We start from the raw sequence: 14729 nt of genomic DNA, 5'->3' as shown, positions 1-14729 counted from the left end.
ATATTTGCTCTCTGCTAATTTTAGCTGGACGGCCAGGAATAGGTTTGTTTGTAGTGGACTTTTTCCAGTTCTGAATCGTCTGTATACAGATGTTAAAATGCTGTGCTGCTTTTCGCACAGACATTTCATCTCGAATCATAATTTCTATGACTTTATCTTTAAAATCTTTTGAATATCCCATATCTCTATTGTTCTATAGTTTTTAGGATTTGGCTATATTCGCCCAATCTCTAAGAAAAGAGCCACTATAGCTATCGGTATTTATCCAAGTTGTACATTGGCCAGAGCTCGTGCAAAACGAAGTGAGTTTAGAGAACTGCTTGCGCAGAATATTGACCCAGCAATTCAAAAGCAAGATAAACAGTCCCAATGTCGAAATAATAGTTTTAGATCAGTAGCAGATGAATACCGTAAGACTGAAGAGCTGGAATCAAGTACACAACGTCGGAATCAGTTTATCTGGGATAAGCTTTATGTTGCTATTGGTGAGTTCCCCATTGATTCGATAACAGCCACTCAAATTTTGGAAGTATGCCGTCTTTATGAAAGACAAGGTAAGACTGACTCAGCAAAGCGAATGAGAAGTAAAGCATCTCAGGTGTTTCGGTATGCGATTGCTTTGGGTTTATGTCAATTTAATGTTGCTGACCAAATTAGCGGTATTTTGAAGGTGGGTAAAACTAAGCATCGAGCGGCTATTACTGATGAGCAAAAGCTAGGACAACTATTAAAGAATATTAATACACATGCAGGTCGTGGGGATATTGCTATTGATTATACAGTCAAAATCTTACCCCATGTATTTGTGCGTCCTGGAGAATTACGTGCAGCAAAATGGGCAGATATCGATTTTAAAAATAGAACATGGAGTTATACACCGCCTAAGACCAAAAATCAGACAGCCCTACAACATATTGTTCCTTTGTCTGATCAAGTCTTGAAGCTGTTCCAAGAATTGTATTGCATTACTGGATATACCGAATATTGTTTTGTGTCTATGCGAGATAAAACGAAAACCATCAGTGAATCAACTATTAATAAACGATTGAAACAATATGGTTTTGAAAATGGTGAGACAACAGGGCATGGCTTTAGAGCTACGGCAAGAACTTTATTAGATGAAGTTCTAAAATTTCCTATTGAACGTATAGAACAACAACTTGCACATCAGGTTCGCGATATGCATGGTCGAGCGTACAACCGTACTAAGTATTTGGAGGAGCGTTCAGTGATGATGCAAGCATGGTCTGATTATTTGGATCAATTAACGCATAAAAATGTAGAGTAATTAATTTAATAAATATTAGTAAGTTATAGTTTCAGTTAAGTTGACGCCACCACCACCACCCTAAAATTAAGATCATTTCGACTAAATCGCAAATAGGACAATTAGATAAGAAATAATTATTTGTTAAAATTTGTTAGAAAATATTTAATTATTGTTAAGATTAAATTAAATATATAATTTTATTGAAAAAAAATTAAATAAATGGTTTGAAAGTAAAAAAAAATGTCTAGAATGTAGCAAAAGAAACTCAAAATAAGGGGTGTGTCTTGGTTCATAATCATGATAAAGCAGTTTGGAATTTGGCATCCGGAATTTGGGTTCAAGATGATCAAGTCGGTTATATTTTAAAAAGTACGCCAAATTTAAATGTTGAAAATCATGTGAACCCTCACTTTGTTCAGCAGTTGTTGAACTTACCAACTTTGGCTGGAAAAGTGTATCCACCTGAGTTCTTATACGATCCTGAAACAGGTACCCCTTTAGAAAAAAAGCAGGTTGATTCCGAAGCATATTGGCTTCCTCCTTATGGGCAGGGACGACATTATGATGATAATCGTCAAAGCATGGATAGCCATGGATTACAGTTAAGTCATCAACTTAAAAAATTAAAGAATGAGCCACAGATTGATGCTGATGCGGAACAGAAAATAAAAATGCCACCAAGAGGTATTTTTGAATTTGTTTCTATCAAAGCTAGTACTGAGATTCCTCAACTTGTGGCATACAATAAAATCAATGGCAATCTTTTGATTTGGAGTCAGAATAATCAGGAGTGGTTGGAGTTAAAAGCTGTAGCACACCGTTTAGAAGGTTGCCCGGAACAACTAGAAGAGTACTTACAGCTCTTAGGGGTGGTGAATGAAGCAGGTGTTCAGACTTTATACATTCCAACCAAAGCAGGTTTAGCACGCGTCATCATTGATGGTTTGTCATTAAGCTACCGAGCTGAGTATGTTACGCCATCCAATAGTTTATGTTTGGGTACACCTGTTTATTGGAATAAAACGATATTAATACCGATTTTGATTGCTGATCAGGTCAAGCTTTTTAATGTAAGCAATCAAGCATCAATCATGTTGGATCATACGATCTCTGAAATGTACTTTGAAAAAGTGGTTTATGACACTAGCCGTATTATTTGGGTCGGCACATCAGGTCAGTTGATTGTAAAATATAAAAGTTCTGATGATGAAGTACTTAATGCTATCTATAAAATATGGGTGCCGAGTTATACACCTGACTTCCGTTTTGGTGCACCTTATGATAATCAAAAAGGCAGTTTCTATCAATTTGGTACAACTCAAAATAATGAAAAAGGTCCATTGTGCTATATCGAACTAGATTCTGAAGACCAGTTTGATAAATCACTTGAAAAATCGCCATCATTTCGTTTTACCACAGGTTTATCAAAGTTTGCCCTAGATGGTAAATTGGAAATCAAGCAAGATATTTGGAAAGAAACAAGCGCAGTTGAATCCACCCATCGTTTTACAGTTCCAATGATTGAAGATGAGAAAAAGCAGTTAATTTTTGGGTTTAGCTTTGATACAGAGACCAATGTAGGTATTGAGCAAAAACTTGCAGATGATACAAAGCAAGACATTAAATTATTTATAGATACACATGATGGACTCATTGATTTCCATCGTGTTCAAGTAGAAAAGCCACTACAGTCAAGATTCTTTATTCATCAGAATGTTTTGTATTTCTATAACTCAAGCTTAACTGACATCTTAGGGTGGGAGCTTGCTGTATGAAAAAATTGGCATTGATGAGCTTATTAAGCCTTTCAGCATCTTTTGGCTATGCAGGACAGCATGCATTCTTGGTACAAAACTCAGGTTGGATGGAACCTTTTTATCAAGATCAAAACTCACAATTAAAACCACTGGTCAATGCAGTGGTTCAAACCGTAACTCAACCAAATGACACTGTTGCAGTGGTAATGTTTAACCAAAGTAATCCATTGTCTAAATCACCTTTAGTGATTTACCAAGGAGCAGGGAAACAAAATGTTAGTCAGCAGTTGAGCCAACAGAGCATTGCGAAAAAATCTGAAAAAGCATATGCAGACACAGATTTTAAGGAAGCTGTCATAGCAACTATTACAGGACCATTTGCTAAGAAGTCAGGCATAATTTGGATTTTTACAAACAACAAAAATAGTCCAAATAATGATGAAGCAACTGCTGAACGTAATAAAGAATTTTATGAGTTAGTGCATTTAGATCCAGCTATTAATAAAGTAATGGCATACCCACTAAAAATGCCTGTGCAAGGGCAGCATTTTAATGCATCTGGATTAATGGTCTATGTATTAGCCTATGGAGAACAAGCTGAGGCCGAGTTAAATCATTTAGTTCAGTCTGGGCAAATGGAAAAAGTTTTCACGCAGCAACCAGCATTATTGAAGCCCTTAGATAAAGAGCCAGTCCAGCTCATTCCGACAGGAGTGAAAAACTCATCTACGATTCATGCATCTTTAGCATCTGACCAAAAAACATTAGTGTTTAATTTAGAACCTAAAGATATCATTCCTGAATTAAAGCTGACCGCAGATCTAAAAAATAAATTTTATCCGTACAACATTGCTGCAACACGTGTTGAAGCGAAGTTGAGATTAGCTAATGGTATGCAGGCACCGATTCAGATTTCTGAAACGGATATTCGTTTGATGACTAAAGACAATACTAAGCTTGAGTTTCAAGTGCCTATTCCATCACATTTAATTGTTTCTCCATGGTCTTGGGAAGTTTTTAAGGCAATGGGTAAGGCAGTTACAATTCCTGCAAATATTGATGTGACTTTGTACGAGCAGAAGCTCAGTCTATCTGAAGATTTTAAACAGAATTTGCAGAACTTATTTCCTGGCGATCCGTTGTCGGATGTATTTGTAGCACCTCAAAGTATTCAGTCTTCAACGGCAACGATCCCTGTGCAATTCCGCTTGCAATATCCATTATGGCCTGTTGTGGTCATAATCACTGGGATTTTATTGTCAATTGCTATGGTTCTTTTCGCGTTAGCACTGGGGTCAAAACGTAAAAAATATGATGTCTGGGTCAATGGCTTGAAGAAACAAACCATCCAATTAAAACCGTTTTCTAAGATAAGTGTTTATGGTGATTCAGGACAGGAAATCGCGATTGTAAAACGAGGCATTTCAGATGCATCTGTTCAAGTTATAGATAAAGAATTTAGTGTGACACTTCGTTAAATATTAAAGACAGATCTTTAAAAACATCCAGGGGGATATATGTCAGAGTCAAATACAAATAACGGTTTTGTATTACCTACAGCAGATGAGCAAACACAAAATGAAGCAAGTGGTGTTGCGCAGACTGTACAAGAAGTGAATGTACCTACTGTACAAGAAGAAACTGGCTCTCGTGATTTGATGATTGCTGGTGCAATTATCGCAGTACTTTTAATTGCATTCTTTTTTGCAAAACGTGGTTTCAGCAATAGTTTGGTGAAAAAACGTATTTCGCCAAGTAAAGCGAGCATGGCTGGATGGTGGTTATTTATATTTCTTTCTGCAGTAGCAATTGGTGCAGTTTTAGCAGCGGTGAATCCTGTTAAATTTTTATCTTTATTAATTTTAGGGCCATTAGGTGTGGTTGCACTGGTAAGTGCTGTACTAGCTTTTACAACAAGTCGCGCCTAGTCAAATTTATTAAAAAGAATTAGAGAGAACCCTTATGACCGATGCACAAAGTGTCAATACAAATACTGCTGCAAAAACTGCAGAGCAGACGGTAAAACTCCGCCCAACCCTTTATATCGGTGTGGGCGGTACAGGCATGGAAGTGATGATGCGTGTGCGTCGTCGTATTCTCAATGCGAGTTGGGGGAGTGATAATATTCGCTTAGAAAACCTATCTCAATTCCCAATTGCACAATTCATGCATTTTGACTTAGACCAAGGTGCAATTATTGATAGTGGTCGTGCACAAACTGAAGATTTACAATATAACTTGGTGAAATTTACCGATGATGAAAAGATTGTTGAATCTTTTGATATCGAGAAATATAGTCGTGATGACGCTTCATTAAGCCGTTATCCACATATTCAAAATTGGTTACCGCTTACTCCTAAAAAAATTCGTGAATTGGGTATTGATCCTGCCAAAGGTGCAGGTCAGATTCGTTCAGTTTCACGTCTATATTTCTTTGATAAATATCCAAAAACACGTGATAAAATTCGTTCAAAGTTAAATACATTAAAAGCAGGTTTGTCACGTGACGACATGCTGAAAAAATTAAATCTACAGTTAGATACGAGTAAATTTCGTATTGTGGTTTTAGGCTCTGTTGCAGGCGGTACTGGTTCAGGTTCATTCTTGGATATGGGGTGGTTATCTAAATGGGTGGCAAGCAACGAAGTTGAAGCTGCTGATGTCGAGTTAATGCTCTTTTTACCAACGGGTTATTCAAGTGCAAACAAAGCACGTACAGAAGCCAATGCCTATGCTGCATTGATGGAAGTTGAATCAGCGATGGTCGGGCATTCTAAGTATGTGGAAAAATGGGATGATTATGACCGTCCACAGCTAGCATCAAAACCTTATGATGAAGTGCATTTAATTGATTCAGGGAACTTAGCTCGTCAACATACCGACAGTATGAATGATGTGTATTCAATGATTGCAGATACATTATTTGAAGATTATCGATCTGCTGACTTTGCTAACCGTAAACGCTCTGTTGCAGTCAACCAACGTCAACATAAAATACATATGTTTGCGCCACCTGTACCAACAGGTCGTTTTGGTGACATGAAGTTAAATTATTCATGCGCGTATTCAGCATTTGGCCAAGCGACTTTAGATACACTTGGCCGTGCGCGCTACGATGAATATGCCTATAGTTTGGCATCAGATATGTTGAAAGCATTTTTTGGTGTTGCAAGTGTTAATCCTGCAGCAAACCGGGCAAGTGAAAAAAAGCGCGATGCGTTCATGACTGAGAATATGAATCTCAATCTCGTGCCATTCAATAATCTTCCTGAGTTTTCAGCTGCTACTTTAAAAAACCCAGAAATTCGTGAGTTAAATACGGAATTCATTGATTTCAATGTTGTAGACACTTTATTACGTTCAGGTCAGAACGGTGTTGAAGTTGATATTGCGGAAGAAACACGTCAGCGTGTAAGCCAACGTATCAGCGAAATCAGTAATATTGATCGTGATCAGTGGGCAAGTGAAGTCCGCAAAACGATGCAAAGTTTAATGCGTGACGTGATTCGTAATCCAGATGCTATGGCAGACACTGCTGAAGATCGTGTGATGCGTCGTCGTAAGGCATTATTTGAAAGCCTGAAAAAAGATATTGAAAGTCGTTTATATCAATATTTAGATAACCACGAACAAGGTGGTTTTGAGTATGTCATTTCTTTAGTTGAACAGATTAAAGACCGTATTGAAAATGCGAATTCAGGGGTTGCATTACAGCTAAAAAATTCAGCGAATCGCTACACCGCTATTAAAGATGCGTTATTGACCTACGAGTATGAAAAACAACTCAAGGATTTAGAAGAAACAAAAGGCTCAGGTTTTCTTGGATTAGGTTCATCTTCCCGTGAAGAGCAAGCACGAAATATCCTTGATAATTTGCGAAAAGATATTGCTAATATTCTTTCGTTTCATTTACGTGCAAAAGCGGCTTTAGAAGCTATTGAACTTATGCAGGATATCTCAAATTGGTTGGGTAATAGCTTAGGTGTTGATGATAGTGGTAAAACCATTTGGAATGGTGTGATGGGAGATCTGCAAAATGGTCAAGAGTCGGTGATCGATATGATGAATCGACTAGATCATGATCGTGAAGTGATCCATCAACAAATTCGAACCAAACATGCCACCTTACAGATCATTGAAACAGATGATGTAAAAGAACGAAATATAGATTCACGTTTATTGTGTGAATGGGCTGCAGAAGCATTTAAAGACTTTGGTGGTTCTAAGGAGCTTTTTAAAGTCCTTGTGGACCCAGATCAGCAAACGCCACTTTTGATTAAAATTATTCGTATGGCCGAGCGCCGTTTGGTTGCTTTTGAACAAAATGATCAGGAAGAAGATCCACTTTACAAAGCGCTTGAAAACATGAATGTGGTTGAGCGTCAAAATGTCTTTACGGAGTGGTTGCAACGTGCCATGCCTTGGGTCGACGCTAAAATGGGAGGTGACTTCACACCACCGCCTGACAGATTCAAATGTTTTATTGGTGTGAATGGTGCAGATCAATTCAGTAAGAAATATAAACACGAATTAACAGGTTCTATTCCGAGTGGTTTAGGTCTAAATGCACAAGCATTATCGATTGTTGAAACGGGTGAACCAGGGCGCGCAGTTTGCTATGTAGAGCTTTCAGGTATCCCACTGACAATTTTACGTGGTATTGAAACTTGGCGTACAAGTTATCGTAAAGAAAGTGAAAGAACCCCATTACATACACACATTGATTCAACACGATTCAAACATCCATATGCGCCAACGCCTGATGAATTAAATAATCTAGCAGATGACTTTAAATGCTATTTGAAAGCTGTGATGTTGGGTGTTCTAAAACGCTGTGATGTACCAGGCTTGATTCCGAGTGGGCAATATGAATTTGCAGTTGCACGCGGTGATGTACGTCGTTTAGGGAATGAGCGTGGATTTCGTTTAAATGGTTTACCCCAGACCTATAGAAACAATATTTATGATCAAGTAGAACAGAAATTTAAGTCTCTCAGCAATGCAAATTTAACGATGTTGATTGCATTAGTGGATCATTATGAGCGGGAAGTGTATACGCCTCGTTTGGTGCAAAATGAAACAGGTGCTCAAGTTGAGCATGTTGGTTTTGCATGTGCGATTGCAAAAGAATTGAAGCGAGAGTTGATTGAACTGGCAGAGCGTAAAGAAATTCCACAAAAGTCCATTGATCGGGCATATGAGCTTACTGAATATCGCGAAGAAATGGAAAAATGGGCTGAAATACTCAAAGACTCTGATGAAGATGCCTATCAAGACGAAATTCGTGAACCAAATAAAGGTCGTCGCCTGAAATGGGTTATGAACATGTCTCCTAGTGTTTTGCAAAACCATGATCAACTATTGAATAAAGTTGGGATTACAGAAGATGTCACACCGATTGGATCATTTGCAATGCCAGGTATGACACCACCACCACTTCCAGGTGGAATGGTACCACCGCCGCCAGCGATGCTGCAGTATCAATATCATATCGCAATCAATGGGCAAAACTTTGGACCATTTCCATACCCCAAAGTAGTTGAAATGTTGCAACAGCAGCAAATTAATACAGCAACAATGGTGTGGCGTGAAGGCCTAGCAAATTGGATTGCAATTGCGCAGTGTCCAGAATTAGCAATGCCTGTACCACCACCAGTCCCAGGCATGCCGCCAATTTTACAATAATGTTCATGGCAGTATTGCCCTCGAAGGAGGGCAATACTGCCATGTTAGGCAAAAAAAGAAGTAATAGGTTAGATGAAATGGTAAAGCAGCAAGAATGTGAAGTTTGTAATCAATGTGATAAAGAGCTACAGCTCAAAGTAAAGTTTTGTCCTTTTTGTAGTGCTGCGCAAAGCGTTCAAACTCCAACTCTGCCTGTAATACCAGAAGAAAAACCGACGATTTCAAAAGATATTGTCAGTAAGGTACCAACACCTGCGGTTAGTAAAATCGTGAGTGAAGAAGCTGAGAATGAAGCTGCTTTATCGGTTGTGGTCAAACATATTACAAAACAAGGAAAAGAATTAGTAGGGATCATTGTCGTAGGTGCATCTCTTGAGTTAATGCGGACTTATGATCGATATGCTTTTAAAAAAGAAGAAGGTATTTTTATCCGTTTAAAACATTTAGCAAGAATCCCAAATGAATTTTTAAGCTCAGAACAATATAAACTAAAGTCTCAAAATGATTTATTAGTTCAAGACAATGAACCAGATGAGTATTTTGAACAGACGCCACCTGTGGCAAGTGTTGAAAGTCCTTTACCATCAAAAAGCATGGATCAGCAAACACCTTTAGATTCACCACAGCCCAAAAACTCTATTTTTAAATATATCGCGATTTCTTTTGCCGTATTTTTTATTGGTATTGTCATTATGTTTAGTGGTAATAAGGATATAGATCAAGCGATTTCTGTAGATGAAGGGCCTTTGGTAGATTCATGTGAAAATGTAAATGCAGAAGTTAGTAGTTTATTGAGCGAAAAGATGCCAATGCGTGCGTTGAGTATTATTAAACTTAATCAAGAAGAATGTAAAACCAATGCAAGTTTTGTTCAATTGGTTGTATCTGCTGAAGCACAAGCAACTTCTGCAAAAGAAAAGCTCACTTTAGCGAAAGAATATTTACAAGCTGGGAACTTGGAGCTAGCACATCAGACATTGCTTGCTGCATTAGAGCTTGATTCAGAACTTGTGGGGGGCGTAGAGTTGCTGCCACAAATTGAATCGATGATTGAAGAATATAATCTTCAGCAAGAACAAGAATTAGATGGAGCTGCATTAGAAAGTGAGGCTGCACAAGTTGCTGTTCAAAGTGTACCACAACAAAATATCAATCATGGGGTTGAACAAGAACAACGTTTAGCGCAAGCAGAACGTGAGCGAGCAGAAGCACAACGTCAAGCAGAACAATCTCAACGCCAAGCTGAGCAAGCACAAAGAGAGCGTCAGCAAACTTTAGAAAAAGAACGTCAAAAAGCTGAAGAAGTAGCACGTAAACAAGCTACTGAAGCGGCACGTAAACAAAATGAAGAACGATTTGATAGTCAACTCAGTAGAGCAGAGCGTGCATTAAATGCAAATAATTATGGTTTAGCAAAGTCTTTAGCTCGAGAAGTATTATCAAAGGCACCTAGTAATGCTCAGGCTAAGCGAATTCTACGCCAAGCAGAATCAGGTGAAGCAGCAGCTTTTGATGAAATGGTAATTCAATAATCATTTGAAATGTGAAGAGGGGTAATAAAATGAAAAAATCTATGTCTATCGCTATGTTGAGTTCAGTATTAGCTTTTTCAGGTTGTGCGAGTACTGGCGGATTGGCTACATCAGCCAATGGAGGGTGTAATACAGGAATGTCTACAGCAGTCGGTGCATTACTTGGTGCAGCAATTGGTGCATCTGTGGGTGATAGTACTTATGCTGCAACAGGTGCTGCGATTGGTGGTGCGGTTTTTGCAGCAGGGTGCGTAATGATTAATGCACACACTATTCAAAAAAAATCAGCTGCTGAAGTTGAAATGGCATATAAACAAGCCAATAAAGGAAAGTTGCCAGAAACAACTAGAGTTCAGCAATATTCTACTGTGATTTTACCGAATCAAACTGTGGCTGCAAATCAAAATATTACAGTGAAATCAGATTTGACTGTTGTAGAGGGTATTGCTGATCCCCTTCAGCGTGTCCAAGAAAAATTAGTTCTAAAGGATGCGAATGGAAAAGTGATTCGTGAATTAGTGAAAGATGTTCAGGTTTCAACAGCCCAAGGTTATAGTTCAGGAGATTTTGAAAATTCCTTCAATTGGAAGTTTCCAGCGAGTGTATCTAAAGGACAATACTTGCTTGATACTGAATTACTAGTGAATGGTAAAAAAGTTGCAAATAATTCACGTACTATTACATTAATATAAAATGCAAGCCCATATATATATGGGCTTTTATATTTTATTGAGAAAATTTCATGAAATTTTTTACTCTAGGAATACTAGCACTCGCAAGTTTGGGTACAGCTTCAGCAAGTGATACTATTTTTCAAATTAATAATAAGTTAGCTGAAGTTGATCTTAATCAAAATGCATTTCAATATTCTAAAATATTCAATAGTCTTGTGAAGGATCTTAAAGAGAATGGTCTTGGATTTTCTTATGATGGGACTGAAGTTAGAAATGATTATAGAGGGAAACCATATTTTTTAGTTAAAAATGTAAGAGTTTATATTAAAAAAGAGATATTTGAAAAGAATGAAGAATATTCTACTATTGTAGAGAAACAGACTTTTTTTAATAACGCTATTAAAGATTATGGGCAATCATATATTTTTTCTAATTTAGAGTATGCTTGGGCTAAACCAAAATTAAAAATAAAAATGGATTTACTGGATAGTAATAATAGAAGTATATCAAGTCGTGAAATTAAAACAAATTCTATGTTGAATGATGGGACGGGTGTATCTTTTGAGCATTTTTTCAAATATACAAATCGTATGAATAAAGATAATAGAATTTTTGATGATGTTGATATTTCGGAAAATATATCTATTTTTAGGGATAAGGAATTTGATATTAGTTTGGATGAAATTCAGAATATTAGATCGATTAGATTTCGTGTAGATTATAATTGAGATAATGTTTTAAATGTTTATTTATTTTAAGTAGCTCGGAATTAACTAGAGTCATTTATGAAATTGAAAATGTTGTTGTTAAGTAGTGTTGTTATACTCAATGGTTGTGCAATTATGTCAAAGAATGAGTGTCTATCTGCAAATTGGGGGTTAATAGGGCAGAATGACGGTTATAACGGAAATGGCTCTTTTATGCAAAAAAGAGCGCAAGCTTGTATGAAACATAATGCTGTATTAGACACAACAGCATATACTAATGGCTATAAGAAAGGCTTGAAAAATTATTGTAATCCTCAAACAATTTTTGATTATGCTTTACAAGGGCGTGGAACATATCAGAGTTGTCCAATGGAAATGCAAAATAATTTAAGACCTTATTACAATGTCGCGTATCAGTTTTATAGAGCAAATAAGAGCTTAAAATCCATTGAAGATACAATTGCTACCGCAAAATCTAATATGTACAACTCTGATCTTAAAGAAGAGTCGCGCAAATACTATCGTGAAAGATATAACGAAGCTAGCAATAAACTGGGACAAGTTCAGCGAGAATATAATCTGGCAGAGCGTGAACTCATGCAATTCAAGCGAACAGCAAGTTTTGAATAGTAAGTGTGAGTTATAACTTTGAAAATGCAGTTTCTGATTAAAAAAGAGACTGCATTTTTTATTTTTGAATAGTTATCAATGTTTATCACACTGTTTTATTTTAGATCATAAAGAGTCTTCAAATTTAATGGATTATTTATATGAAATACTTAAATATAAAATTACTACTTTCATTATTAGCATTAGCTTTACCTTCGTATGTGACTGCAAATACTAAAAGTGAAGAACTTCATTTCAAAGCTCTAGGCGGAATTGACAAGGCAGGAGAGATGGCCTCTCTCGGTATTGGAAAATTATTTTCGCCCTTGCATAAAGGGGTTGAAAAAGTTGTCAAGCCTCGTATTGATAAAATTAATGGTGAGTATTATTTTAATTTGGGGGAAGCTTACTATAAGGGAAATATTTCTTTTAATAATCAGTATATCTCAAAAGATAATGCTAAGGCACTAGAAGCATGGACGAATGCTGCATATCACAACCATAAGTCTGCGCCATTTAATTTAGGGATCATGTATTACAAAGGTGAAGGTACCCCTGTTAACAAACAAAAAGCGTGTGAATGGTTTCTGCGCGGGGCTTTATTAGGTGATACTGGTGCACAAGCAAATGTGGGTACTTGTTATTATACTGGTCAGGGAATGCAACAAGATTTACCTGAAGCCTTAAAATGGTTCTCACTAGCTGCAACAGATGGAAACAGAGCAGCTCAATTCTTACTTGGTGAAATGTATTCTGACGGTCAAGGTACCGAGTTAAATTTAACTTTAGCAAAAGAATGGTATGAAAAAAGTGCCGCACAAGGCCATGAAGGCGCTCAAAAAAAACTAGATAAACTTAAAAGTTCATGGGATATACCATATAAGCAACTGACTGTAGCAAATACAGCAGGAAAAGTGATTGATGGTGATGCATTTTTTGTATCTGCTGCAAATAATGCACAAAATGGCGATGCAAAAGCACAATTTGATCTTGGAGTCATGTACTTTAGAGGAATCGGTGTACCTCAAGATTACATGAAGGCATTAGACTTCTTTGAAAAAGCTTCTAATCAAGGGTATGAGAGAGCCAAAGAGTATATTCCTAAAACATATTTTGCATTGGGATCGGACTATTTCAGTGAAGATGCGGGTGAACGTCAAGATGATCAAGAAGCATTTAAATGGTTTTCAAAAGCAGCCGAGCTAGGTCATGCTCAGTCACAATATATTATTGGTCTCATGTATTATTTTGGAGAAGGGATTCCGAAAGATGAATCTAAAGGAGTTCAGTTGATAAAGCAGTCTGCTCAAAACGGTTTTAAAGAAGCCCAAAAAGTGATTGATGAATATAAGCTTTAAACTAAACATTTAAAAATGGTATTTTTGTTTTAAATTGAGGAGGATGAATTAGCATAAAATGCTGTTTCATCTTCTAGGTAATTCTCCGATAAATATTCGAAGTTAAAAGTAAAAGTAGGCCTTAAGTGGCCATTAAAGGTCGTTTGCTACCATTGGCTTTGTGTGGTTGTTCATGTTTATAGAATCACAATTAATTTGTTATATGGTCTTGTACTTGTTCAAATGTATCGAACAAATATTTGCATACCAAACTATAAGGGATCTTGCGATTTTAGCGTTTGATATACACATTTTGTAGTGGCCTGCCAGATTGAAGTACGATACGTATGTCATGCAACATTACCCAGTTAACCAATTAAACACTAATAAATTAAGGTCCATTGTCGTAGCGAATTGCAAGTGGTTTATCTCACCACTCAAGCAACTAATTCAGTGTACGAATGACAAGTAGTACAGGCATTGATAGCCCTATTTCAATCACCAATCCTACATGCCGATAATCGTCAATCACGTTCAGTAAGCGTTCACTTCGTCCATCACTCAACTGGTCATGCATGTAATCTGATGATCATACTTACTCAGGTCGAAGAGGTTCTTTCGGTAGTGCAATTTATGAGGCATACATACCACCATATTTAGCACGCCATTTATATAAAGTCGCCTTAAACATGCTAAGTTCTCGGCAAAAAGTGGTAACAGGGGGTACTAGATTCAGCTTGTTTCAAGATGGACATGATATGACTGTCAGTATATTTAGATGTTTTCATGAAGAATCTCCAGCTCGTATCTTAAGAGAAAATTCTACTTTTAGATCCTATTATTTTTTAGGGGGGATTACCCTCCTGATAATCAACGTTACCCAGATTTTAGTGATTATAAAGTAGAATCAGTTTCCATAGGTGGAATGACTGGGCAAAAAGAAAAACATATACAATTACCAGAAAATGGCGATTTTTCAAAAGCGTGGGAACAGTTAGAGCAGCAAAAGGGTGAAAAATATATTGAAGAGGTATGAACCGTACCGGGTTTGTCGGAGACATTTTTATTTAAGTTAGGCCACGTGACCTAACGGGTTAATCTTATCATAGTACATTGCTTCAAACTCAAAAGGCGATACATAACCCAATGCGCTGTGTA

10 protein-coding genes and 3 pseudogenes are annotated in these 14729 nt (G+C 37.0%); 10 read left to right on the top strand and 3 right to left on the bottom strand.

Features of this window, described 5'->3' with window-relative positions:
- Positions 1-181, bottom strand: a 181-nt coding sequence (locus FTT88_RS17420; RefSeq protein WP_180040462.1) for a helix-turn-helix domain-containing protein, incomplete at its 3' end; no start/stop codon positions are given.
- 27 nt (positions 182-208) lie between these two features.
- On the opposite strand from FTT88_RS17420, the pseudogene FTT88_RS15695 reads away from it, so the two are divergent.
- From FTT88_RS15695 to FTT88_RS15650, 10 genes and pseudogenes are all read left to right on the top strand, one after another.
- Positions 209-1288, top strand: a pseudogene (locus tag FTT88_RS15695) (tyrosine-type recombinase/integrase); the annotation flags it as partial.
- Between the two features lie 266 nt (positions 1289-1554).
- Positions 1555-3045, top strand: a complete 1491-nt coding sequence (locus FTT88_RS15690; RefSeq protein WP_180026584.1) for a hypothetical protein — start codon at positions 1555-1557, stop codon at positions 3043-3045.
- On the top strand, positions 3042-4505 hold the full coding sequence (locus FTT88_RS15685) for a hypothetical protein (protein WP_180026585.1): 1464 nt from the start codon (positions 3042-3044) through the stop codon (positions 4503-4505). The genes FTT88_RS15690 and FTT88_RS15685 overlap by 4 nt, the downstream gene beginning before the upstream one ends.
- 39 nt (positions 4506-4544) lie before the next feature.
- Positions 4545-4955 (top strand): hypothetical protein, encoded by a 411-nt coding sequence (locus FTT88_RS15680; RefSeq protein ID WP_180107027.1) that lies wholly within the window; start codon positions 4545-4547, stop codon positions 4953-4955.
- A gap of 34 nt (positions 4956-4989) precedes the next feature.
- Positions 4990-8712, top strand: coding sequence for a tubulin-like doman-containing protein (locus tag FTT88_RS15675; RefSeq protein ID WP_180107025.1), 3723 nt, complete (start codon positions 4990-4992; stop codon positions 8710-8712).
- Between the two features lie 41 nt (positions 8713-8753).
- Complete coding sequence (locus FTT88_RS15670; RefSeq protein ID WP_257222641.1) at positions 8754-10244, top strand: hypothetical protein; 1491 nt, start codon at positions 8754-8756, stop codon at positions 10242-10244.
- A gap of 29 nt (positions 10245-10273) precedes the next feature.
- Positions 10274-10936: a hypothetical protein gene (locus FTT88_RS15665; RefSeq protein ID WP_180107015.1), complete on the top strand. Its 663-nt coding sequence runs from the start codon at positions 10274-10276 to the stop codon at positions 10934-10936.
- Positions 10937-10986: 50 nt separating this feature from the next.
- Positions 10987-11646, top strand: coding sequence for a hypothetical protein (locus FTT88_RS15660; RefSeq protein ID WP_180107013.1), 660 nt, complete (start codon positions 10987-10989; stop codon positions 11644-11646).
- Positions 11647-11703: 57 nt separating this feature from the next.
- Complete coding sequence (locus FTT88_RS15655; RefSeq protein WP_180107011.1) at positions 11704-12255, top strand: DUF2799 domain-containing protein; 552 nt, start codon at positions 11704-11706, stop codon at positions 12253-12255.
- 140 nt (positions 12256-12395) lie between these two features.
- Complete coding sequence (locus FTT88_RS15650) at positions 12396-13592, top strand: tetratricopeptide repeat protein (protein WP_180107010.1); 1197 nt, start codon at positions 12396-12398, stop codon at positions 13590-13592.
- Between the two features lie 187 nt (positions 13593-13779).
- Here FTT88_RS15650 and FTT88_RS17415 read toward each other — a convergent pair.
- Together FTT88_RS17415 and FTT88_RS17560 are read right to left on the bottom strand one after the other, a co-directional pair.
- Positions 13780-14160: pseudogene (locus FTT88_RS17415) on the bottom strand (transposase); the annotation flags it as partial.
- 54 nt (positions 14161-14214) lie between these two features.
- Positions 14215-14359: pseudogene (locus FTT88_RS17560) on the bottom strand (transposase); the annotation flags it as partial.
- Positions 14360-14729: the final 370 nt, after the last annotated feature.

Origin of the sequence: Acinetobacter sp. YH01024, from assembly GCF_013420195.1 — a bacterium.
Classification (GTDB): Bacteria; Pseudomonadota; Gammaproteobacteria; order Pseudomonadales; family Moraxellaceae; genus Acinetobacter; species Acinetobacter amyesii.
This window is presented reverse-complemented; position numbering and strand designations above follow the sequence as displayed.